Here is a 21,663-nt window from a genome sequence, read left to right on the forward strand (position 1 = left end):
CCTCTGTACGGTGCCCCGGGCCCGATGACGACACTGCTGGTCATCGCCAAGGAGCCGGTGCCGGGCCGGGTCAAGACCCGGCTCACCCCGCCCTTCACCCCGGAGGAGGCCGCCCGGCTGGCCGAGGCGGCGCTCGCCGACACCCTGGCGACGGTGGCCGAACTGCCCGCCCGCCGCCGGGTGCTGGTGCTCCAGGGACGCCCCGGCCCCTGGCTGCCCGACGGCTACGAGGTGCTGCCGCAGTGCGCGGGCGGGCTGGACGAGCGGATCGCCGCGGCCTTCGGTGCGTGCGACGGGCCCGCCCTGCTGGTGGGCATGGACACCCCGCAGCTCACCGCCGACCTGCTGGCCCCGGTGCTCGCGCCGGACGCCTGGACCGGCCGCACCGCCTGGTTCGGCCCGGCCGCCGACGGCGGATTCTGGGCCCTGGGCCTGGCCGCCCCGGACCCCGCACTGGTGCGCGGCGTGCCGATGTCCACCGAGCGCACCGGCGCCCTCCAGCGGCGGCTGCTGCTGGACGCCGGACTGGTCGTGCGCGACCTGCCGGTACTGCGGGACGTGGACACCGCCGAGGACGCGGCCGAGATCGCGGCCCGCACCAGCGGCCGCTTCGCCGTCGAGCACGCCCGGCTGCGGCAGGCGGTGGTCCGGTGACCGTCTCACCGCACCCGCCGACCCCGCACCCTCCGACCCCGCACCCTCCGACCCCGCATTCGTCGACCCCGCATTCGTCGACCCCGCGCCCGCGGACCGCGGCACCCGAGAACCCCGGGGACGCCGCCGAGGCCACGGGCCGGCACCCCTGGCGCACCGACCCGTACACCCGCGCGCTGCGCGCCGGGCGCGGGCCCCTCTTCCTGCGGCGCGCCGACGGCCGGCTGCTGCCGCTGGAGGTCGAGCGCTGGTGCGCCGGGGCGGACGAGGCCGACCTGACGGTGCTGCGGCGCTGCACCGGCGCCGTGCTCGACATCGGCTGCGGTCCGGGACGGCTGGTCACCGCCCTGGCCGAACTGGGCCGCCCCGCCCTGGGCGTCGACACCGCGCCCGCCGCCGTCGGCCACACCCGCGAGCGAGGCGGGGCGGCGCTGTGCCGCTCGGTGTTCGAACCGCTGCCGGGGGAGGGACGCTGGGGCAGCGCCCTGCTGATCGACGGCAACATCGGCGTGGGCGGCGATCCGGCCGCCCTCCTGGCGCGCGTCCGCGAACTCCTGGCCCCCGGCGGCCTGCTGCTGGCCGAGGCCGCGCCGGCGGAGGTCGAGGAGCGGTTCCAGGTCCGGCTGGACGACGGCAGCGGCGCCCGGAGCGAGCGGCACGCCCCCCTCTTCCCCTGGGCCCGGCTGGGCCGGAGGGCCCTGCGGGCCCTGGCCGGACGGGAGGGCTGGACGGTGGTGGAGGAGTGGAGCGCCTACGGGCGTTTCTTCCTCAGCCTGCGCGCGGCCGCCCCGGCCGCCGCGATCGAGGCCGTCACCAGCGCCGTCGCCGACACCGCCAGCAGCCACGAGCGCTCGTAGTCCAGCGGCAGCAGCGAGGTGTGGTACGGACCGGGCCGCAGCATCACCGGCAGCGCGACCAGCGTCAGGCACCCGGCCACCACCAGCCCGCCCCGCCACACCGGCCGGGCGGGCAGGCGGCCCAGCGCCCACCCGGCCAGCAGCACCAGCGGGGCCAGCAGCAGGTCGTGCGCCAGCACCGCGCCCGCCAGCCACACCGCCACCCGCGGCGGCGTGCCCTCGCGGGTGGCGAACAGCAGCAGCCATCCGCCGACCGCCAGCAGCGCGCCGCCCACGACGCCGAGCGCCGCCCGTACCGCCGTCATCACAGCACCTCCAGCCGGGACACCCACTTGGTCTGGAGCACGCCCGGCCGGTTCGGGGCGATGACGCGCGCCGGATGGCCGTGGTCGCGGTTCAGGGTCTCGCCGTTGACGCGCAGCGCCAGCAGGGTCAGCGGATCACGGGCGTACGAGGCCCCCATCTCCGTCACGGCGTAGGCGCCGCGCCGCTGGAGGGAGACCACCCGCACCCGGGCGCCGGCGGGCGCGCCCGCCCGCTCCAGCAGGTCGCGCAGCCGCACCCCGCCCCAGCGGGCCGACGCGCTCCAGCCCTCCACGCAGGCGATCGGCAACTCCACCTCCCACTGGGTCAGCCCGGCCAGCTCCTCCAGCGTCAGCGTGTACGGGCGGGGGCCGTCGACCACCAGCCGCCAGTCGCGCACCGCCGCGTCGGTGACGCCCGCGGCGGCGGCCGTGCGGTTGACCGGCAGCCCCTGCGGCCCGATGTCCGGGTGGCGCGGCGCGAGCAGGAGCAGGGGCCGCAGCGGGGCGAAGGTCTGGCCCGCGGTCACCGCCGTCACCGCGCCGACCGCCGCGCCCACGCCCAGCAGCAGCGACCGCCGGTCGCCCGCCCCGGACGCGGGCAGCGCCCGCGTACCCGCCGACCGGCTCCGCCAGTGCGCGGCGATCACCGGCGCCTTGACCGCCAGGTGCAGCAGCAGTGAGCCCGTCAGCACCCACGCCAGCGCCCAGTGCACCCGTCGGAACGAGAACGGCCAGACGTACCACTGGGCGGTGTTCATCAGGCCCAGGAAGACCTCCAGCAGCGCGGACGCCACCAGCACCGCCACCGACAGCCGCTCCAGCGCGTGCAACGGCGAGCGCACGGCGGGCCGGACGTACAGCCGCGGATAGACCGTCCACAGCTTGGCGAGCAGCAGCGGGACCAGCGCGATGCCCGCCGCCACGTGCACGCCCTGGGTGAGGCGGTAGCCCCACACCGGCCTCGGCGGCAACCGGTCGGCCAGCGCGTCCGGCGGCTCCTGGAGGACGTGGCCGACCAGCCCGGTGACGAAGCAGACCAGGACCGCCGCGCCCAGCCAGCGGCCCAGCGCGGTCGCGGTGCGCGGGTCGTGCAGCCCGCCCCGGAAGCGGAACGGGACGGTGCGGCGAGTGGGGCTCACGGCGTCACCACCCGGTGATCAGCAGGTGGTTGACGGCCAGCGCCACGGCCGCCTGCGCCGCCAGCCACCAGCGGTGGCCGGGCTCGGGCAGCAGCGCGGCGGCGGGCAGCAGCCACAGGGTGAACGGCAGCCAGATGCGCTCGGTCTCGGCCTTGCTCATCCCCGACAGGTCCGCAACCAGCGCCGCGCACACCGCGCCCGCCAGCAGCACCACCAGCGCGCGGTGCCGCCGCCCGGGCCCGGTCGCCGCCCGCCGCAGCCCGGCCACGGTGGCGAGCCCCACCGTCAGCACCTGCGCGGCGAGGTTGGCCCACACGTAGTACGCGTACGGCCGCACGCCCGCCGCCCCCTGGTAGTAGCGCTCGACCAGAGTGGTGTAGCCCTCGTACCACCAGAAGCCGGCGGCGGTGAAGGCGATCACCCAGGGGGCCGCGCCCAGCAGCACGTACGGCACGGGCCGCGCGGTGCGGGCCACGGCCAGGACGGCCAGCGCGACCACCGCCATCAGCGTCAGCCCGTAGGAGAGGTAGACCAGCCAGCCGAACAGCACCCCCGAACCCAGCGCAGCGGCGCGCGGGGCGCGGACGGCGCCGGTGGCCGACAGCGCCAGCAGGGCGACGGCCCAGGCGGCGACGGCGGTGAAGTGGCCGTCCGCCGAGACGCCCATCCACACGGCGGACGGGGCGAGCACCAGGAAGGGCGCCGCGCGCCGGGCCGTCCCCTCGTCGCACAGCACCCGCAGCGCCACCAGGACCGCCACCGCGGCCGACGCGCCGGTCGTGACGCACCAGGCCGCCGCCCAGGCGCCGCCGCCGAGTCCGACGCGGTCCAGCCCGACGAAGGTCAGCAGCGCGCCCGGCGGGTGGCCGGCGACGTGGGCGGGCCAGTTGCCGGGGGAGTCCATCAGGATGTGGTCGGTGAAGGTGCGCAGCGTCGCGCCGACGTCGTGGACGTCGCCGACGGAACGGAGGTACTCGTACTTCGTCGTCAGCCGCCCGGCCGCCCCCCGGTCCCAGCCGTCGACCAGCGCCAGCGACCACGACCAGGCCATCGCGCCGCCCCAGGCGGCGAACAGCAGGCGCCGCCAGGGCAGCCGGCGCGCCAGCGGCGGGCCGTACGCGACGGTGAGGACGGCGAGGCAGAGGGCGGCGGGTGTGCCCGGACCGGCGTGGGGCAGCCAGCGCGCGTACAGCGGCGGCCAGCGCAGCCGCAGGACCTCGAAGTCGTACAGGAGGTGGCCGACGAGCGCGGCCAGGGCGAACAGGGCCGCGGCGGCGCCGGCCGCGCACAGGTCCCGGCGCAGCTCACGGCGCGGTTCACGGCGGTGCGGCGCAAGCCGGCAGGGGTGGGGGGCGGGAACCGGGGTATCGGGCGGGGAGGCGTTCTCCGGGCGGACGGGTGGGATGCTCACCCGGTTCACGCTAGGCGGAGGCGGAGCTTCCGTAGCCGTGTCGCGGGCTGATGTCACCGACCCGTCAGATCCGTCCGGCCCGCGGCGCGGCGGATACCGTTGACCGGGGGCTCGGCGGAACGTAGATTTCCGGAGAAAGCGCTTACTACCGCTGTCGCTACGAGGGGACGGACGCCCGCATGCCGTTGACCGATCTTCCGCTGGAGGAACTGCGCGCCTACCGGCCCGAGGTGGCCGAGCCCGCGGACTTCGACGCCTTCTGGTCCAAGACGCTGACGGCCGCCCGCGCGGCGGCGTCCGGACCGGCGGAGTACCGGCGGGTGGAGGAGGCGCCGCTGAGCACCGTGGAGGTGTTCGACGTCCGTTTCCCCGGCTGGGACGGCCAGCCCGTCGCGGCCTGGCTGATCCTGCCGCGCGGTGCGGACGGGCCGCTGCCGGCGGTGGTCAACTACATCGGCTACAGCGGCGGCCGGGGCCTGTACATCGAGCACCTGCTGTGGAGCGCGGCCGGTTACGCCACCCTCGTCGTCGACAGCCGGGGGCAGGGCCACGACACCCCCGACCCGGATCCGGACACCACCCCGCAGTACGTCGGCGGCTTCATGACCCGCGGCCTGGACGACCCCGCCCACCACTACTACCGGCGGCTGATGGCCGACTGCGTGCGCGCCGTGGACGCCGTGCGCGAGCACCCGGCGGTGGACCCGGACCGGGTGGTGGTCGTGGGCGGCAGCCAGGGGGGCGGACTGGCCCTGGCCGTGGCCGGGCTGGCGCCGAAGAAGGTGGCGGCGGCGCTGGTGGACGTGCCCTTCCTGTGCCATTTCCGGCGCGGCGCCGAACTGGCCGCGGCCGGCCCGTACCCGGAGATCGCCCACTACCTCGGGGTGCACCAGCGCATCGACCCCGAGGCCGTCTTCGCCACGCTGAACTACTTCGACGGCCTGCACTTCGCGCGCCGCGCCACCGCTCCAACGCTGTTCAGCGTGGGGCTGATGGACCCGGTCTGCCCGCCGTCGACCGTCTTCGCCGCCTACCACCGCTACGCGGGGGAGGACAAGGACATCAGGGTCTGGCACTTCGGCGACCACGCCGGGGGTGGCTCCTCGCAGCAGCGCGAGCAGCTTCTGTGGCTGCGCGGGCGCGGTCTGGCGTCCGCCTGACCCCGGGCCGCCCGCCTCCTGGCCGCCCGACTCCCCGGCCCTGCGGCCCCGGGCGGCGAGCCCGGCGCCCGGGGCCGCAGGCGACATGGCCGCGGTGCCGTGACCCCGGTGCCGCGCCGCCGGCGCCCGGCTCCGGCGCCCGGCTCCGCACCGGATCCGGGACGCCGGAGCATCGGCGGCCTGCCGTCGGTGTTCGGCGCGCGGCCGGCCGTGCGTCAGCCGCGCCCGCTCAGGATCGCGGTGATCCGCCGGGACGCCTCGCGCGCCGCCGCCTTCGGGTCGGCGCCGCGCAGCACCCGCGTCTGGTACGCCTTGATCGGATTGTCCGCCTCCAGACGGCCCCACCGCGGCGAGTTGGGGGTGGCGCGCCCGTTGCGGGCGCCCTCGGCCATCGCCGCGGCACCGGGGTCGTCCTCCAGCGCGTCGGCCAGCTCGGTGCTGTTGGGTACCACGCTCATCGTCTGGGCCAGCTTCCGCTGCCACTTCTCGCCGGTCAGCAGCTTGACGAAGGAGTACGCCGCGTCCGGCTCGGCGGCCCGCTCGGGGATGATCAGCACCGAACCGCCGGTGAAGACCGCACCCGGCTCCTTCGCGTCCTTGCCGGGGATCGGGAAGAAGCCGAGCTTGCCCGCCAGTTCCGGGTTCTTCTCGACGATCAGTTCCGCGGCGCCGGGCACGTCGATGATCTGGGCGATCTCGTTCCCGGCGAAGAACTCGCGCTGCTCCGGCCTGGACTCGTCGGAGTCCACGGGGCCCTGGCCGTAGGACTGGAGCTCCTTGTAGAACTCCATGCCGCGCAGCGCCTCGGGGGTGTCGAGCGTGCCGGCCCACCGGCCGCTGCGCTCGACGGCGAGGTCGCCGCCCTCGTCCCAGATGAAGCCCGCCAGCACGTACCAGTTCTGCCCCGGCAGGTAGATGCCCTGCCGCCCGGGCTGGTTGAGCTGGGCGGTGGTCTCGATCCACTCCTCGCGGGTGGTGGGCGGCTGGGTGATCCCGGCGTGCTCGAAGAGGTCCTTGCGGTAGATGACGACGCGGTTGGCGGCGTAGAAGGGGACGCCGTACTGGTAGCCGTCGATCTTCCCCGGCTCCTCCAGTCCCGGGACCCAGTGGTCGCCGCCGAGGTCGAAGACCTTGATGGTGAGGTTGGAGACTCCGCCGGCCTCCACGTACTGGGCGACCTGGGTGTTGCCCACCTCGATCACGTCGGGCGCGTCGCCGGAGCCGAGGGCCGCCGTGACCTTCTTGTCGATTCCCGGCCAGTCCTGGACGGTGACCTTCACCTCCACACCGGGGTTGCGCCGCTCGAAGTCCCGGACGGCGGCGTCGGTGAGTTCGCCGGAGAGGCTGCCCCGCATCAACCAGACGTCGAGGGTCCGGTCCCGGTCCTGGTCGCCGGTGTCGGCGAAGGCACCGCATCCGCTCAGCAGCAGTGCGGCGGACAGGGCGGACGCGAGGAGGCGGAAAGGGCGACGGACGGGCATGGCTGTCCCCTGGGAGGTTGCCGACGGTACGGGCGTGGGGGGCGAGCGTGGGGTCTGCACAGCTTTGGCGCAGACCAATCAGGGAGTCAAGGTCTAGTCCACAGAAGCCTCGGATAAACCGGTTCGGAAGGTCTTTCGTGATCACGGGGTGACCGAAGAGTGATCGAAGCGCCGGACGCCGGGCACCGGATGCCGGACGTCGGGTCCGGCCGGGGGGGGAGGGGTGGGGGCGGGGTGGCGCTCCCCTGCGGTTTAATTGCAAGCTGTTCGCAACAACCACCTAGAAGCAACAAGGGTGTGGACCATGAGACTGCGGGTGATACGGACGGCCGCCGCCGTGACGGCCGGCGCGGTGCTGGCCGGAACGGCGGCCTGCTCCGCGCCGTCCGGCGGGAAGGACGGCGCGGGCGGCGGTACGGGCGACTCCCTGGTCGTGGGCATCGCCCAGGAACCGGACACCCTCAGCCCCCTGCTCGGCTACGGCAAGGACGGCAACTCCAAGATCTTCGACGGGCTGCTGCGGCACGACGCCGGCATGGAACTGCGGCCCGCCCTCGCCGCGAAGCTCCCCGAGACCGGCGACGGCGGCCGGACCTACACCTACACCCTGCGCGAGGGGGTGACCTTCAGCGACGGCACGCCCTTCGACGCCGAGGACGTGGTCTTCACCTACGAGACCATCCTCGACGAGAGGACCAACAACCCCTCCCGGGGCGAGCTGGACGCCCTCGACAGCGTCACCGCCGAGGGCGAGGACACCGTCGTCTTCCGCCTCAAGTACCCCTACGCCGCCTTCGCCGAGCGCACCGTGCTGCCCATCGCCTCCAAGGAGGCCGCCGCCGGACAGGACGTCAACACCGGCCCCTACAACACCGAACCGGTCGGCACCGGACCTTACGTCCTCACCGGCTGGAGCCGCGGCGAGAAGCTCACCTTCGAGGCCAACCCCGACTACTGGGGCGGCGCGCCGGAGGTGGAGAAGCTCACCATGGCCGTCATCGAGGACGACGACATACGCGCCACCCGGCTGCGCTCCGGCGACCTCGACGCCGCGGTCCTGCCACCCGCCCTCGCCGACACCTTCGCCGGCGAGGACGGCCGGCGCGTGATCCGGGCGAGGACCGCGGACTTCCGCGCCGTCACCCTCCCCACCGCGAACCCCGTCACCGGCGACCGCGCGGTGCGCCGCGCCCTGGACACCGCCGTCGACCGGCAGGCGATCGTCGACAGTGTGCTCAGCGGCGCCGGCCGGGCCGCGTACGGCCCCGTGCCCACCGGCAGCCCCTGGTTCGCGGAAGGCACCGAACGCCGCCACGACCCGGACGAGGCACGGGAGATCCTGGACGACGCCGGCTGGAAGGCCGGCGGGGACGGGGTGCGCCGCAGGGACGGCCGCCGCGCCGCCTTCACCCTCTGGTACCCCTCCGGCGACCGGCTCCGCCAGGAGCACGCCCTGGCCTACGCAGCCGACGCCAAGGAGATCGGCATCGACATCACCGTCGAGTCCGGCACCTGGGAGGTCATCGAGCCGCGCCTGAAGGACGACGCCGTGCTCTCCGGCGGCGGCAGCCCGGCCGACCCCGACTTCGACCTCTACCCCCTGCTGCACTCCTCCCTGGCCCTGGACGGCTTCAACAACATGGCCGCCTACGACAACCCGGACGTCGACCGGGCGCTGGAGGAGGCGCGCCGCACCAACGACCGCGCCGCCCGCATCGAGGCGTACGCCACCGTCCAGCGCGAACTGGCGCGGAACCCCGGCTACACCTTCCTCACCCACATCGACCACGTGTACGTGATGGACGACGCCTGGCAGGACGTCACCACCCAGGTCGAACCCCACGACCACGGTCTGGGCACGGGCCCCTGGTGGAACGTCGAGGACTGGCGGCCGAAGAAGTGAGGGCGACACCGCGCACGGGCCCGCCCTGGGCCCCGATGGCGCGCCTGGCGGGACGGCGGGCGCTGGCCGCCGTCCCCGTCCTGGCCGCCGTGACCCTCGGCGTCTTCGCACTCGCCGCGGCCTCCCCCTTCGACCCGGTGCGCCAGTACGCCGGGAGCGCCGGACTGCGCGCCTCCCAGGACACCCTCGACCGACTGCGCGAGAACCTCGCCCTGGACGGCCCGTTCACCGAGCAGTGGTGGCGCTGGCTCACCTCCGCCGCGACCGGCGACCTGGGGCAGTCGGTCTCCCTGCGCCAGCCGGTCGCCCAGGTGGTCGGCGAACGCCTGGGCTGGTCCGTGCTGCTGTGCGCGCTCGCGTTCCTCCTCGCGGTGGTGCTCGGCGCCGTGCTCGGCGTCGCCGCCGCGCGCCGCCGGGGCGGATGGCTCGACCGCTGCGTCACCGGCGGCTCCTACGTCCTCCAGGCCGCCCCGCCGTTCTGGCTCGGGCTGCTGGCCGTCTGGTTCTTCGCCCTCCGGCTCGGCGTGCTGCCCGCCGGCGGACTCACCGACAGCGGAGAGGACACCGTCACCGCCGGCTCGCTGGTGCGCCATCTGACGCTGCCGGTGACCGTGCTCGCCCTGTCCCAGCTGCCGTGGTTCGCCCTGTACGTACGGCAGGGAGTGGCCGACGCGCTCCACGAGGACCCGGTGCGCGGCGCCCGCGCCCGCGGCCTGCGCGAGCGCACCGTACTGCTCGGCCACGCCCTGCGCTCGGGGCTGCTGCCGGTGCTCACCCTCATCGGCACCCGCATACCCGAACTGATCACCGGCGCCCTGCTGGTGGAGACCGTCTTCAGCTGGCCCGGCATCGCCTCGGCCACCGTCCGCGCCGCCACCGCCACCGACTTCCCGCTCCTGGCCGCCGTGACCGTCCTGGCCACCGCCGCCGTACTCGCCGGAAACCTGCTGGCCGACCTGCTCTACGTGCTGGCCGACCCCCGGATCGACCCGGAGGAGATGTGACCGCCCCCGTCCCCGCCCCCACCGAAGCCCCCGGCAAGACACCCACTCCCGCCCCCGTCCCCGCTGCCGTCCCGCGGCGCGGCCCCGGACGCCCGCCGGGCGCCCGCGCCCGGCGCACCCGCGTCTCGGCCGCCCTCACCGCCGCCACCGTCCTGGCCGCGCTGCTGGTGCCGGCGGCCTTCCCCCTGGACCAGCAGGCCGTCGACCTCGCGGCCAAACTCCGGCCCCCCTCCTGGGAGCACCCCTTCGGCACCGACGAGCTGGGCCGCGACCTGCTGCTGCGCTGCGTCCACGGGCTGCGCGTCTCGCTGCTGGTCGGCGTGGTCGCGGCCCTGGTGGCCACGGTCGTCGGCATCGCCGTCGGCGGTCTGGCCGGGGCACTGGGCGGGCGCACCGACCGGCTGGTGATGCGGATCGTGGACGTCTTCGCCTCCGTGCCCCACCTGCTCCTGGGCATCTTCGTGGTGGCGATGTTCCGGCCCGGGATCTGGCCGGTCATCGCCTCCGTCGGCCTCACCCACTGGCTGTCCACCGCCCGCATCGTCCGGGCCGAGACCCACTCCCTGCGCAACCGCCCGTACGTGGACGCCGCGATCTCGGGCGGCTCCTCGCGGTGGCGGGTGGCCGTACGCCATCTGCTGCCCGGCGTCCTGCCGCAGGCCGGGCTCGCGGCGGTGCTGATGGTGCCGCACGCGATCTGGCACGAGTCCGCGTTGTCCTTCCTGGGCCTGGGCATCCCCGCCCACCAGGCCAGCCTCGGCACCATGGCCGAGGCAGCGCGCGGATCGCTGCTCGCCGGCGCCTGGTGGCCCACCCTCTGGCCGGGCCTGTTCATCGTCGTCCCCACCCTCGCCATCGCCGGACTCGCCGGCGCCTGGCGCGAGCGGATCAACCCGCGCGTCCGATCGGAGCTGACGCTGTGACGGCCGAACTGTCCGTACGCGAGCTGTCCGTACGCTTCCCGCTGCGCGGCGGGCGCGCCGTCGCCGCCGTGACGGGGGTCTCCTTCGACCTGGCTCCCGGCGAGTGCCTGGCGATGGTGGGGGAGAGCGGCTGCGGCAAGTCGGTGCTGGCCTCCGCGCTGCTGGGGCTGCTGCCCGGCAACGCACGGGTGGGCGGTGCGGCCCTGCTGGACGGCCTGGACCTGCTCACCGCCGGGGAGAAGGAGCTGGCCCGGCGCGTGAGGGGCCGCCGTATCGCCCTGGTGCCGCAGAGCCCCGCCTCGCACCTCACCCCCGTGCGCACCGTCCGCTCCCAGCTGGAGGAGACGGTGCGGGAGCTGACCGGCGCATCCGGGCCGAAGCTGCGCGGGGCCGCCGGGGCGGCCGCCGAGCGCGCGGCGTTCCCCGCCGGCCACCTCGACCGGTATCCGCATCAGCTCTCCGGCGGCCTCGCCCAGCGCGCCGCCACCGCCCTCGCCCTCGTCGGCGAGGCCCCGCTGCTGATCGCCGACGAACCGACCACCGGCCTGGACCGCGACCTGGTGGACCGCACCGCGGACGAACTGCGCCGCCATGTGGACGCCGGAAGGGGCCTGCTGCTCATCACCCACGACCTGGCCGCCGCCGAGCGCATCGCCGACCGGGTGGCGGTGATGTACGCCGGACGCATCGTCGAGCTCACCGACGCCGCGGGCTTCTTCGACGCACCCGGCCCCCGGCACCCGTACGCCCGCGGGCTGCTGGAGGCGCTGCCCGAGCGGTCCTTCACCCCCGTCCCCGGCATGCCGCCCGAGCTGGACGACCTGCCCGCCGGCTGCGCCTTCGCCCCGCGCTGCGACCGCGCCACCGACGCCTGCGCCGCCGTGCCGGCCCTGGCCGGATCCCGCTCCGGAGCGGTGGCCTGCCACCACGCGTACTCCCACGCCCCGGAGACCGCCGATGCCTGAGCCGACATCCAAAGCGACCTCCGAAACGACGCCCGAACCGACGCCCGAACCGATACCCGGACCGACGCATGAGCCGGCGCCCGGAGCCGCGCTGGAACTGCGCGGCGTCAGCGCCGGATACGACCGCCGCGCACCCGTGCTGCACGGGGCGTCCCTGACCGTGGACGACGGCGAGGCCGTCGGGCTGCTCGGCCCCAGCGGCTGCGGCAAGTCCACCCTCGCCCGCGTCGCCGCCCTGCTCCACCGGCCGTGGGCGGGCACCGTACGGCTGGCCGGACGGACGGCGCACGGCTTCCGCCACCGCGCCCCCCGCGAGCTGCGCACGACCGTCGGCGTCGTCTTCCAGCAGCCCCGTCTCGCCGCCGACCCGCGCCTGACCCTCGCCGATCTGATCGCCGAACCCCTGCGCGCCACAGGCCGTCGGGCCGAGATCCCCGGCCGGCTGCCCGCGCTGGCCGCCTCCGCCGGCCTCGGCGGCGACCTGCTCGCCCGCCGCCCCCACGAGGTCAGCGACGGGCAGCTCCAGCGCGCCTGCCTGGCCCGCGCGCTCGTCCTGCGCCCCCGGCTGCTGGTCTGCGACGAGATGACCGCCATGCTCGACGCCTCCACCACCGCCGCCCTCGTCGCCGCGGTGGAGGAGTACCGCCGCGAACACGGCGCGGCGCTGCTCGCGGTCGGCCACGACCGGGTGCTGCTGGAGCGCTGGTGCGACAGGACGGTGGACTTCGAGGCCCTCCCGCCGCGGTGACGCACCGCGGGCGGGGCGGCCCCCGGCGGGGTCACCCCAGGACCAGATTGACCGCCAGGACGAGCATCACGACGCCGATCACCAGATCCACCACCCGCCAGGTGCGCGGACTGCTGAGCGCGCCCGACAGCGCCCGGGCGCCGTAACCGAGAGCGGAGAACCACACCACGCTGCCCGTCACCGCCCCGGCGGCGAAGATCCACCGGGCGTCGGGGCCCTGCTGGTTGGCGAGGCTGCCCAGCAGCACCACGGTGTCGAGGTAGACATGGGGGTTCAGGAAGGTCAGGGCCAGGGTGGTGGTGATCACCGACCTCCGCGACCGGGCGGCGTCGGCTTTCAGTGAGGCGGGTTTCACCGCGGAGACGAAGGAGCGCACCGCCCACCACGCCAGGTAGGCGGCTCCCGCCCACCGCAGTACCTCCAGGACGCCGGGGAACCGGGACACCAGCGCCCCGATCCCCGCGGTGCCGCCGAGGATCAGCACGACATCGCCGGCCGTGCACAGCGCCACCACCGCCCCGACGTGCTCCCGCCGGATGCCCTGCCGCAGCACGAACGCGTTCTGCGCGCCGATGGCGATGATCAAAGCCAGGCCGGCCGCAAGCCCGGCACCCCAGGTACCCCACATGGCCCTGACGCTAGCCAGCCCTCTGGGTACAGACAAATGAAGAGAATGACGGATGCATTAGATTTGCTTCATGAACTTCGAGCATCTGCGCGCCCTGGCCGCGATCATCGACGAGGGAACCTTCGAGGCCGCCGCGGACCTGCTCAAGATCAGCCCCTCGGCCGTCAGCCAGCGCATCAAGGCCCTGGAGAACTCCGTGGGCCGGACAGTGGTGCGCCGGGGCGTGCCGTGCGCTCCCACCGAGGCCGGAGCGGTGCTGCTGCGCATGGCACGCCAGGTGCAGGTGCTGGAGGCGGAGACCCGGCACGCGCTGGGCAACGGGGTCTCCTCCCGGACGGTGACACCGGTGGCCGTCAACGCCGACTCCCTGATCACCTGGTTCGTGCCCGTCCTCCACGAGGCCGCCGGCTGGACGGACACCACACTGGACCTGCACGTGGAGGACCAGGACCACAGCAGCCGGCTCCTGCGCCAGGGGGACGTCATCGCAGCCGTCACCGCCGACCCCGCGCCGGTCAACGGATGCCGGGTCGAGCGGCTGGGCTTCATGCGCTACGTGCCCGTGGCCGCCCCCGCGCTGCACCGGCGCTTCACCAACGGAGCCGGCGTCGACTGGGCGGGCATGCCCATGCTGGAGTTCAACGCCAAGGACGACCTGCAGCGCCAGGTGCTCCGCTCCCGAGGCGTCGACCGGACTCCGCCCACCCACACCATCCCGTCCTCCGAGGGGTTCCTCGCGGCCCTGAGGGCCGGCCTGGGGTGGGGCATGATCCCGGAGCTCCAGCTGGACACGGACCTCGCCGACGGGACGCTGATCCTGCTCGAGGAGCAGGCCCACCGCGACGTCGCGCTCCACTGGCAGACCTGGTCGTTGGAGTCCGAGCGGCTGAACCGCATCACCGCGGCCGTCCGCGCGGCCGGCCGGCGGCAGTTGCGCACCACCGGGCAGGACAGGGGGAAGGCCGCGCCGGGAAGGCCATGACCGCCGGCGCTACGTGCGCACGATGCCGCGCGCCACGCCCAGATCCACCAGGTCCTGCGGGCGCAGCCGCAGTTCGCCGGCCGTCTCGCGGACGTGCTCCGGGCCGCGCTTGAGGATGGCCGCGGCCGACTCCGGGGCTATGACGGAGAAGTAGCAGTCCGGGGTGACCCAGGTGTTCTCCGGCGCGGCCAGCGCCAGGGCGCCGCCCGAGCCGCCCTCGCCGACGACCAGGGTCGTCACCGGGACCCGGGCCTCGGCCACCGCCGCGAAGAGATCGGCGATGGCCGTGCCCGCGCCGGAACGCTCCGCCGCCTCGTCGTTGGCCGCACCCGGGGTGTCCACCAGGGTGAGCACCGGGATGCCCAGCCGGTCGGCCAGCCGGATCAGCCGGGTGGCGGTGCGGAAGCCCGCCGGCAGGGTCGGCGTGCCGCACTGGGCGGCGTAGGCGACGGTGCGGCCGTCCCTGCGCCCGAAACCGCAGCGCACCCCCGGGTCGGTGCCGCCGCAGCGGTCGCCCGACATCTCCTCGCGGACCTCGAAGTACGCGTCCAGATAGGCGTCCGCGCGCGGCCGGCGGGCGGAGCGGGCCCGCTCCACCGCCTCCCAGCCCGTCTCCGGCAGGCCCGGCGCGCCCGCGCCGCCCAGCGCGCGCGGCGGCTCGGCGGGACCGCCCGCGGCACCGGGGGAGCCGTCGGGGGAGGAGAGCAGGGACAGCCAGCGGCCCAGGACGCCGGGCAGCTCCTCCGGCGCCACGACCCGGTCGACCTGCCCGGCCGCCAGCTTCTCCTCGGCGCCGTACGCGGCCGGATCGGCGTCCGGCGGGCGCACCCGGGAGCCGGCGAAGGCGACCTGGGCGCCCGGCAGGGCCAGCACCACGTCGGAGCCCGCACCCAGCGTCGCCCAGCCGCCGCCGGTCGTCGGGTCCCGTACGACGGCGATCTGCGGCAGGCCCGCCGCCCGGGTCAGCGCCGACTGCCGCGCCACGCGCTGGAGCTGGACCAGGGCCCGCATGCCCTCCTGCATACGGCTGCCGCCGGTCGCCGTCAGGGACACCACCGGCAGCCGTGCCTCGCGGGCGTGCCGGTGGGCGGCCTCGATCCGGTCGCCGGTGCGCTGCCCGAGGGAGCCGCCGAGGAAGGCGAACTCGAAGGCGATCAGGACCGCGGGGACACCGCCGACCGTGCCGGTGCCGCACACCACCGACTCGTGCTCGCCGGTGCGCTCGTGCGCGCGGGCCAGCGCCCGGCCGTAGCCCTCCCAGGCGATCGGCCCGTCCCCGTAGGCACCGCCGACGCCGGTGCCGGGCAGCTCGGTGAAGCCGTCGGCCACCGCGTCGATCACCGCACGGGCCGGCAGCCGCCCGCCCGGCCCCTTCGGCCCCTCGCCGGCCGGCCGCTCAGTCACGGCCCAGCTCCCGCTTCATGACCTTGCCCATGTCGTTGCGGGGCAGGGCGTCGGTGAACCGCACGGCACGGGGCCGCTTGTGCGGCGTGAGCCGCTGCGCCACATGGTCGATCAGCTCCTGCTCGGTGGGCGGCCGCCCACCGGCCGGCACCACCCACGCCACGATTCGCTCGCCCAGGTCCGGGTCGGGCTCGCCGATGACCGCCGCCTCGGCGACGCCGGGATGGCCCAGCAGACAGTTCTCGATCTCCCCGGCGCCGATCCGGTAACCGCCGCTCTTGATCAGGTCCGTCGCCCTGCGGCCCACGATCCGGTAGAAGCCGTCGGCGTCCCGGGTGGCCATGTCGCCGGTGCGGAACCAGCCGCCCGCGAAGGCCTGCGCGGTGGCGTCGGGCCGATGCAGGTACTCGGTGAACAGGTTGGGTCCGCGCACCTGGACCTCGCCCACGGTCTCGTCGTCGCCGCCCTCGATGCGCCGCCCCTCGTCGTCCACCAGCCGTACGTCCACGCTGGGAAGCGGGACGCCCACGGTGCCGGCGCGGCGCTCGCCGTCCGCCCGGACGCTGGTGATCATCAGGGTCTCGGTCATCCCGTAGCGCTCGACGACGCGCTGCCCGGTCGCGGCCGTGATCCGCTCGTGGTCGTGCAGGGGCAGCGCGGCCGAGCCGGACACCAGCAGCCGGGCCCCGCGCAGGGCCTCGGCCAGCCGGCCGCCGTCCTCCTCGCCGTCCTTTTCGTGGTCTGCCCCGCCGCCGATCTCCAGGGCCTCGGCCAGCCGGTGGTACATCGTCGGTACCCCGAACATCATGGTGCCGCCCTCCTCCAGCGCCGCCGCGACGGCCTCGGGCGAGAAGCGGCCCAGGTGGCGCAGCGTGCCGCCGCGCCGCAGCGGACCCAGCACGCCCAGGACCAGCCCGTGCACGTGGAACAGCGGCAGCGCGTGCACCAGTACGTCGTCACCGGTCCACCGCCAGACGTCGGCCAGGTCGTCCAGCGTGCTCGCGATCGCGCGGCGCGGCACCACCACGCCCTTGGGCGGTCCGGTGGTGCCGGAGGTGTAGACGATCAGCGCCGGGCCGTTCTCGTCGGGCGCGGCCGTGGTGCCGTCGGGGCTGGGGTCGGCCGCGGGTTCCAGCGCGACATCGGTGCGCGGCAGCGCGTCCAGTGCCGGGGGCAGCTCGTCGCCGGAGGCGGCCAGTACCCGGGTGGGTGTGCTGTCGCCGAGGATGTGGGCCAGTTCCTCCTCGCCGATGCGCGGGTTGACGGGGACGGCGGGGACCCCGGCCAGCAGGGCGGCCAGAACGCCGACGCAGGTGTGCGGCGAGGGGGTCGCCCACACCGCCACCCGCCCGGTGTCGGCGATCTCCAGGGCGAGCGCGTGCGCGGCCCCGGCCAGCCGGCCGTAGTCGATCACCCGGTCTCCGAAGTGCAGCGCGGGTTTGTCCGGCGCCTGGTACAGGCTGGGGAAGAGTGCGGGCACCCGGGGCTCCTCGTCTGGTTCACGGCCGTGCGGTCGGTCTCCAGGGTGCCTACCCATCCGGCCGTGCGCAGCCCGGGGTGCGCGGTGTGATCTCAGTCGCCCGCGGTGCCGGGGAAGAGCGCGGTGAACGCCTCGACCGAGTCCGCGAACCCGCGGGTGAACGGCGAGTCGAAGTACCAGACCAGGAAGAGCAGGAACGCGATCAGCGCGGTGAACAGACCGGCCAGCACCAGTTCCCGGCCCGAGCGCCGGATCTGCAGGGCGAACACCATGCCCACCGCGATCACGGCGCCCGACACCAGGCCGAGCCACACGACACCGGGCAGCGTCGGCTCGGCGCCCTGCGACCTGGCGGCACGGGCCTCGTCGGCCAGGGCCACCTGGTCCACCAGGGCCTGGTACGTCTGTGTCTCGCGCACGGTGACCGGCTCGTGGCCGGTGACGGTCCGCCGCAGGTCCGCCAGGAACGCCGTGCCACGTTCGGTCGTCTCGCCGTGCTCGGCCATGTGGGGCCACTCCACCGCGACCGTATGGCGGACATACGCGTCGACGTCATCGCGGACGCGGTCGCGGACCGCGGCGGGGTAGGCCTGGGCGCGCTCGCGCACCTCGTACAGCGCCTGAGCCTCCTGGCGCGTCCACTCCTGTGCGGCGGAGCGTCCCTCCCAGACGCCCGCGATGGCCAGACCGAGGACGATCGCGTACACCACGCCGATCATCATGGTCATGTACTCGATGACATCGGGCGTCTCGGACGGGTCGTCGTCCTCGCCCGCCCGGCGCCGCCGCAGCAGGATGACGGTCACGACGGTGGCGCAGGAGGCGGCGACGGCGAGGAACAGGAAGAGCCATTCGGTCACGGGGGCTCCTTGGGGCCTTGGGCCTGGAGGTCAGCGGGATCGGGAACCGGAGCGCGGGCGCAGCGCGGCGGCGGCCAGCACCGCCGGGGCGACGATCAGCAGGGCGCGTCCGGTCAGCGGCAGCCCCGCGTCGGAGCGGTGGCGCCCGGCCCCGGGGCGGTGCGCGGGCAGGGGGAAGGCGCTCGGCGGCGGGGAGGGGCGCTTCGGCGGCGCGCTCTCCCGCGCGGGCGGCGCGGACACCGGTCCGCTGGGCGCGGGGACGGTCGGCGTGGCGACGGCCCCGGCCGTCGGGCGCGGCTTCGCGGTGGGCCGGACGGGCGGTGGTTCGGAAGCCGCGGGCGGCACGGGCGACGGCGACGCCCGAGGTGGCGGTACGGGTGTGGGTGTGGGTGTCGGTGTCGGGGCAGGCGCGGGCGGGCACGGGCGCCCCAGGAACGCGTCGAGCCTCATGCCGTCCTCGCCGCCGGCCGTGATCACCACGGACAGGCTCGGGCAGTCGGGGCGCTTCACGACCGCCACCGACGTGTCACCGTCGGCCGACCGTATCCCGGTCCCGCCGTCGGTTCGGATCTCGATGCCCGGGCCGAGGGCCGGAGAGGGCCGTGGAACGGCCGTTCCGTCGGCGCGGGCCCCGCCCGCCGCGGCGAGCACCAGGGCGATCGCTCCCGCTCCCGCTCCCCACCTGCTGTGCCTTCGGTACACGGAGGGTTCTCTGCGCAGGTGGAACCGCCGTCATGGTGAAACGGACATCGAATCCCCCGTAGTGATGAACGACGGGCGTCGGTGTTGACGTCCGCGGGGGCGAGTCACCGTGTACGGGAGCGTCGCCGTCTCTGCCCGCCCTCCTTGCGCCGCGGCCCGTCAGGCGCGGTGGGCCAGCGGGTCGTCCAGGACCGCGCGGACGACGGAGTGGGCCGCGCCCAGCAGCGGGCCGTCCGCGCCGAGGCGGGAGACCGACACCGGCGGGGGGCCCGCCAGACGGCGGCCCAGTTCGTGCTCCAGGGAGGGCAGCAGCCAGGGCGCCAGCCGGGCGAGGGCGCCGCCCAGGACCACGGTCTGCGGGTCGAGCAGGTTGACCGCGCCGGTCAGGGCGGTGCCCAGCGCGCTTCCGGCCTCGGCCAGCGCTCCCAGCACCGCGCGGTCGCCGCCCTCGGCGCGAGTGGCGAGCAGGTCGATACGGGCGCCGGGGCCGGGGTGCCCGGCGGCGGTGGCGCGCGGGTCGAGCCCGGCGGCCCGCAGGACGGCCTCCTCACCCGCGTACTGCTCCAGGCAGCCGATCCCGCCGCAGGCGCACGGGCGGCCCTCCGGGCGCACCGGTACATGGCCCAGTTCGCCGGCGAACCCGCGGGTGCCGCGCAGGAGTTCCCCGTCCACCACGATCGCGGCACCGATGCCGATCTCGGCCGAGACGTGCACGAAGTCGTCGGGCGGCGGGGTGTGGCCGCCCAGCCACAGCTCGGCCAGGGCGCCGAGGTTGGCCTCGTTGTCGATGGAGCACACGGCCGTGCCGCCGGCACCGACACCGCCACTGTCGCCACCGTTGCCGCTACCGCCGCCGGTGAGGGCACCGCCGCCGAGGGCCTTCTCGGCCAGGCGGGGGGCCAGGTCGAGGTCCGTCCAGCCGAGGTTGGGTGCCTGGACGACGGTGGTGGTGCCGCGGGCGACCAGGCCGGGTACGGCCACGGCCAGCCCGGCCGGGCGCAGTCCCAGCCCGCGGGCCTCGTCCGCGACCTCCCCGACCAGACCGGCCAGCCGTTCCAGCACCGGGCCGGGATCGCTGTCGCGGTTGGCCGCGTCCATCGCGGTGCGGGCGCGGACCTCGCCGCGCAGGTCGACGGCGCACACGGCGAGGTGGTCGACGCCGATCTCGGCGCCGATCCCGCAGGGGCCGCCGTCGCTGAGCGCCAGCGCGGTGCCCGGCCGCCCGACCGCGCCGGAGCGGCCCGGCCCCAGCTCCACCAGCAGCCCGACCCCCAGGAGCTCGTCCACGAGGGTGGAGACGGCGGTGCGGGTGAGCCCGATCCGCGCCGCGACGGCGGCCCGCGACTGGGGACCGCCGTCGGCCACCGCGTGCAGTACGCGCGCCAGGTTCCGCCGCCGCATCTCCTGCTGGGTGTTGGGCGCGGGTGCTGCCATCGGTGGCGTACTCCTCAAGGGCTGTGCGGACGGTGCCGCGGACGGTGGTGGCACGGGACGGGACCTGCGCGGCGGGGCTCGCGCGGCAAGGCTGTGCCGGCGGGGTGCGGGACGGCGCCGCCGGTCAGTGCCGCCGCAGCAGCGTATCGGCGTCGCTCAGGGTGGCCGCCAGGCGGGTCAGCGCCTCCTCGTCGCGCTCCACCGCCTCGTAGGAGGGGCCCTCGGCGGTGGACCAGCGACGGGCGACCGCCGCCGCGTCCTCGCCCAGCACCAGGGCCGCGGCCTGCGCCGCGGCGCCGAGCGCGACCAGCTCCTGCGCGCGCGGCACCACCACCGGCCGCCCCGACAGGCGCCGCACCGTCTCGCGCCACGCGGTGCCCTTCGCGCCGCCGCCGATCAGCAGGATCGGGGCGTCCGGCTCGGCGTCCTCGTCCAGGACCAGGTCCAGGGCGGCCAGCAGGGCGTAGACCGCGCCGTCGTAGGTGGCCTGGAGGATCTGGCCCGCGCCTGTGTCGTGCCGCAGGCCGGTCAGGGTGCCGGAGGCGTAGGGGAGGTTGGGGGTGCGCTCGCCGTCCAGGAAGGGCAGGACGGTCACGCCGCCGCCCGGCTCGACGGCCTCGCGGTCCAGGCCGAACAGGGCCGCGACGCGGTCCACGGCCAGGGTGCAGTTGAGGGTGCAGGCCAGCGGCAGCCAGTCGGTGCGGGCGTCGGCGAAGCCGGCGACGGTGCCGGTGGGGTCGGCGGGGCGGCGGGTGGAGACGGCGTAGACGGTGCCGGAGGTGCCCAGGCTCAGCACCGGCCGGCCCGGCCGCAGGCCGAGGCCGAGGGCGGCGGCCATGTTGTCGCCGGTGCCGGTGGCCACCAGTGTGCCCTGGGGCAGCGGCAGCCCCTCCTGAGGCCGCACCGTGCCGGCCGCCTCGCCGTGGCCCAGCACGCGGGGCAGCAGTTCGGGGGAGAGGCCGACCTTCCCCAGGATCTCCTGGTCGTAGGCCTGGTCGGCCGTCGACCACCAGCCGGTGCCCGAGGCGTCGCCCCGGTCGGTGGCGCCCTGGCCGGACAGACGCTCGGTGAGGTAGTCGTGCGGCAGCCGCACCGCCTTCACGGCGGCGGCCGCCTCGGGCTCGTTCTCGCGCAGCCACTGCCACTTGGTGACGGTGAAGGAGGCCGCCGGGACGCTGCCGAAGCGTTCGGCCCAGGCCTTCGGCCCGCCCAGCTCGGCCACCAGGCGGTCGCGCTGCGGGGCCGAGCGCACGTCGTTCCACAGCAGGGCGGGGCGGACGGGGCGGCCCCGTCCGTCCAGCGTCACCAGCCCGTGCTGCTGGCCGCCGACGGAGACCGCGGCGGCCCGGTGGACGGCCGGCCCGCACTGCTCCAGTGCCTGCCGCAGTGCCTGCCACCACTGCTCCGGATCGCTCTCGTGCTCGGGCGAGACGGTGTGGGGCGCCTGGCCGCGCGCGACCACCTCGCCGGTGGCGGCGTCGACGACCAGCGCTTTGGTGGACTGCGTCGAGCTGTCCACACCGACAACGAGCGGACCTTCGGGTGCGGCCATGTCGCCTCTTCCTCTCTGGGGCTTCTGGGCGCATACTAATTTGTCAACGGGCCTGACGAAATACCCGAGAG

The 21,663-nt window shown here is 75.5% G+C and carries 20 protein-coding genes; 9 read left to right on the forward strand and 11 right to left on the reverse strand.

Annotation, left to right across the window (positions count from 1 at the left end; translation table 11 throughout):
* Positions 1-24 precede the first annotated feature (24 nt).
* Positions 25-654, forward strand: coding sequence for a TIGR04282 family arsenosugar biosynthesis glycosyltransferase (locus tag BM237_RS14435; protein ID WP_093850227.1), 630 nt, complete (start codon positions 25-27; stop codon positions 652-654).
* Positions 651-1,511 carry a methyltransferase domain-containing protein gene (locus BM237_RS14440; protein WP_093850047.1) on the forward strand — a complete coding sequence of 287 codons (861 nt, stop codon included), beginning with the start codon at positions 651-653 and terminating at the stop codon, positions 1,509-1,511. The genes BM237_RS14435 and BM237_RS14440 overlap by 4 nt, the downstream gene beginning before the upstream one ends.
* On the opposite strand, the gene BM237_RS14445 is transcribed toward BM237_RS14440, so the two are convergent.
* The 3 genes from BM237_RS14445 to BM237_RS14455 are packed head-to-tail and all read right to left on the reverse strand — an operon-like array spanning position 1,406 to position 4,366.
* Positions 1,406-1,816 carry a hypothetical protein gene (locus BM237_RS14445; protein WP_093850048.1) on the reverse strand — a complete coding sequence of 137 codons (411 nt, stop codon included), beginning with the start codon at positions 1,814-1,816 and terminating at the stop codon, positions 1,406-1,408. The two genes, BM237_RS14440 and BM237_RS14445, sit on opposite strands and share 106 nt — an antisense overlap.
* Complete coding sequence (locus BM237_RS14450; RefSeq protein ID WP_093850049.1) at positions 1,816-2,955, reverse strand: molybdopterin-dependent oxidoreductase; 1,140 nt, start codon at positions 2,953-2,955, stop codon at positions 1,816-1,818. Before BM237_RS14450 ends, BM237_RS14445 begins: the two co-directional genes overlap by 1 nt.
* Before the next feature lie 4 nt (positions 2,956-2,959).
* Positions 2,960-4,366, reverse strand: a complete 1,407-nt coding sequence (locus tag BM237_RS14455; RefSeq protein ID WP_139238109.1) for a hypothetical protein — start codon at positions 4,364-4,366, stop codon at positions 2,960-2,962.
* A gap of 179 nt (positions 4,367-4,545) precedes the next feature.
* Between BM237_RS14455 and BM237_RS14460 the strand changes: the two genes are divergently transcribed.
* Positions 4,546-5,526, forward strand: a complete 981-nt coding sequence (locus BM237_RS14460) for an acetylxylan esterase (protein WP_093850051.1) — start codon at positions 4,546-4,548, stop codon at positions 5,524-5,526.
* Between the two features lie 215 nt (positions 5,527-5,741).
* Here the strand turns inward: BM237_RS14460 and BM237_RS14465 are convergent, their stop codons facing one another.
* Positions 5,742-7,007, reverse strand: coding sequence for a sugar ABC transporter substrate-binding protein (locus tag BM237_RS14465; RefSeq protein ID WP_093850052.1), 1,266 nt, complete (start codon positions 7,005-7,007; stop codon positions 5,742-5,744).
* A 304-nt stretch (positions 7,008-7,311) separates the two neighbouring features.
* On the opposite strand from BM237_RS14465, the gene BM237_RS14470 reads away from it, so the two are divergent.
* The 5 genes from BM237_RS14470 to BM237_RS14490 are packed head-to-tail and all read left to right on the forward strand — an operon-like array spanning position 7,312 to position 12,550.
* Positions 7,312-8,910, forward strand: a complete 1,599-nt coding sequence (locus BM237_RS14470) for an ABC transporter substrate-binding protein (RefSeq protein ID WP_093850053.1) — start codon at positions 7,312-7,314, stop codon at positions 8,908-8,910.
* Between the two features lie 35 nt (positions 8,911-8,945).
* Entirely contained in the window at positions 8,946-9,914 is a 969-nt protein-coding gene (locus tag BM237_RS14475; RefSeq protein WP_093850054.1) for an ABC transporter permease, read from the forward strand.
* Positions 9,911-10,837 (forward strand): ABC transporter permease, encoded by a 927-nt coding sequence (locus tag BM237_RS14480; protein WP_093850055.1) that lies wholly within the window; start codon positions 9,911-9,913, stop codon positions 10,835-10,837. Before BM237_RS14475 ends, BM237_RS14480 begins: the two co-directional genes overlap by 4 nt.
* Positions 10,834-11,802: an ABC transporter ATP-binding protein gene (locus BM237_RS14485; protein WP_093850056.1), complete on the forward strand. Its 969-nt coding sequence runs from the start codon at positions 10,834-10,836 to the stop codon at positions 11,800-11,802. The genes BM237_RS14480 and BM237_RS14485 overlap by 4 nt, the downstream gene beginning before the upstream one ends.
* The gene (locus tag BM237_RS14490) at positions 11,795-12,550 is read left to right on the forward strand and encodes an ABC transporter ATP-binding protein (RefSeq protein ID WP_093850057.1); all 756 of its coding nucleotides are present in this window, start codon (positions 11,795-11,797) and stop codon (positions 12,548-12,550) included. Before BM237_RS14485 ends, BM237_RS14490 begins: the two co-directional genes overlap by 8 nt.
* A gap of 31 nt (positions 12,551-12,581) precedes the next feature.
* Here the strand turns inward: BM237_RS14490 and BM237_RS14495 are convergent, their stop codons facing one another.
* Positions 12,582-13,178 carry a LysE/ArgO family amino acid transporter gene (locus BM237_RS14495; protein ID WP_093850058.1) on the reverse strand — a complete coding sequence of 199 codons (597 nt, stop codon included), beginning with the start codon at positions 13,176-13,178 and terminating at the stop codon, positions 12,582-12,584.
* Between the two features lie 70 nt (positions 13,179-13,248).
* Here BM237_RS14495 and BM237_RS14500 point away from each other — a divergent pair, with 70 nt between their 5' ends.
* On the forward strand, positions 13,249-14,160 hold the full coding sequence (locus BM237_RS14500; RefSeq protein ID WP_093850059.1) for a LysR family transcriptional regulator ArgP: 912 nt from the start codon (positions 13,249-13,251) through the stop codon (positions 14,158-14,160).
* A gap of 9 nt (positions 14,161-14,169) precedes the next feature.
* Here the strand turns inward: BM237_RS14500 and BM237_RS14505 are convergent, their stop codons facing one another.
* The 6 genes from BM237_RS14505 to xylB all read right to left on the reverse strand — a co-directional run bounded on the left by BM237_RS14505 (position 14,170) and on the right by xylB (position 21,592).
* Entirely contained in the window at positions 14,170-15,564 is a 1,395-nt protein-coding gene (locus tag BM237_RS14505; protein ID WP_093850060.1) for a carboxyl transferase domain-containing protein, read from the reverse strand.
* Positions 15,557-17,044 carry an acyl-CoA synthetase gene (locus BM237_RS14510; RefSeq protein ID WP_093850061.1) on the reverse strand — a complete coding sequence of 496 codons (1,488 nt, stop codon included), beginning with the start codon at positions 17,042-17,044 and terminating at the stop codon, positions 15,557-15,559. The genes BM237_RS14505 and BM237_RS14510 overlap by 8 nt, the downstream gene beginning before the upstream one ends.
* A 92-nt stretch (positions 17,045-17,136) precedes the next feature.
* Positions 17,137-17,904 carry a bestrophin-like domain gene (locus BM237_RS14515; RefSeq protein ID WP_093850062.1) on the reverse strand — a complete coding sequence of 256 codons (768 nt, stop codon included), beginning with the start codon at positions 17,902-17,904 and terminating at the stop codon, positions 17,137-17,139.
* Positions 17,905-17,934: 30 nt separating this feature from the next.
* Positions 17,935-18,144, reverse strand: coding sequence for a hypothetical protein (locus BM237_RS28980; RefSeq protein ID WP_139238110.1), 210 nt, complete (start codon positions 18,142-18,144; stop codon positions 17,935-17,937).
* A 621-nt stretch (positions 18,145-18,765) separates the two neighbouring features.
* The gene (locus BM237_RS14525) at positions 18,766-20,040 is read right to left on the reverse strand and encodes an ROK family protein (protein WP_093850064.1); all 1,275 of its coding nucleotides are present in this window, start codon (positions 20,038-20,040) and stop codon (positions 18,766-18,768) included.
* A 124-nt stretch (positions 20,041-20,164) separates the two neighbouring features.
* Positions 20,165-21,592 carry a xylulokinase gene (gene xylB, locus BM237_RS14530; protein WP_093850065.1) on the reverse strand — a complete coding sequence of 476 codons (1,428 nt, stop codon included), beginning with the start codon at positions 21,590-21,592 and terminating at the stop codon, positions 20,165-20,167.
* Between the last annotated feature and the right edge of the window lie 71 nt (positions 21,593-21,663).

Source organism: Streptomyces mangrovi, assembly GCF_900114215.1.
Taxonomy (GTDB): Bacteria; Actinomycetota; Actinomycetes; order Streptomycetales; family Streptomycetaceae; genus Streptomyces; species Streptomyces barkulensis.

Bases quoted from the DNA above. Each gene is read 5' to 3' on its own strand.
- BM237_RS14435 (WP_093850227.1), top strand. From the start codon at position 25: ATGACGACACTGCTGGTCATCGCCAAGGAGCCGGTGCCGGGCCGGGTC.
- BM237_RS14445 (WP_093850048.1), bottom strand. From the start codon at position 1,816: ATGACGGCGGTACGGGCGGCGCTCGGCGTCGTGGGCGGCGCGCTGCTG.
- BM237_RS14460 (WP_093850051.1), top strand. From the start codon at position 4,546: ATGCCGTTGACCGATCTTCCGCTGGAGGAACTGCGCGCCTACCGGCCC.
- BM237_RS14465 (WP_093850052.1), bottom strand. From the start codon at position 7,007: ATGCCCGTCCGTCGCCCTTTCCGCCTCCTCGCGTCCGCCCTGTCCGCC.
- BM237_RS14470 (WP_093850053.1), top strand. From the start codon at position 7,312: ATGAGACTGCGGGTGATACGGACGGCCGCCGCCGTGACGGCCGGCGCG.
- BM237_RS14475 (WP_093850054.1), top strand. From the start codon at position 8,946: ATGGCGCGCCTGGCGGGACGGCGGGCGCTGGCCGCCGTCCCCGTCCTG.
- BM237_RS14490 (WP_093850057.1), top strand. From the start codon at position 11,795: ATGCCTGAGCCGACATCCAAAGCGACCTCCGAAACGACGCCCGAACCG.
- BM237_RS14495 (WP_093850058.1), bottom strand. From the start codon at position 13,178: ATGTGGGGTACCTGGGGTGCCGGGCTTGCGGCCGGCCTGGCTTTGATC.
- BM237_RS14500 (WP_093850059.1), top strand. From the start codon at position 13,249: ATGAACTTCGAGCATCTGCGCGCCCTGGCCGCGATCATCGACGAGGGA.
- BM237_RS14525 (WP_093850064.1), bottom strand. From the start codon at position 20,040: ATGGCAGCACCCGCGCCCAACACCCAGCAGGAGATGCGGCGGCGGAAC.
- xylB (WP_093850065.1), bottom strand. From the start codon at position 21,592: ATGGCCGCACCCGAAGGTCCGCTCGTTGTCGGTGTGGACAGCTCGACG.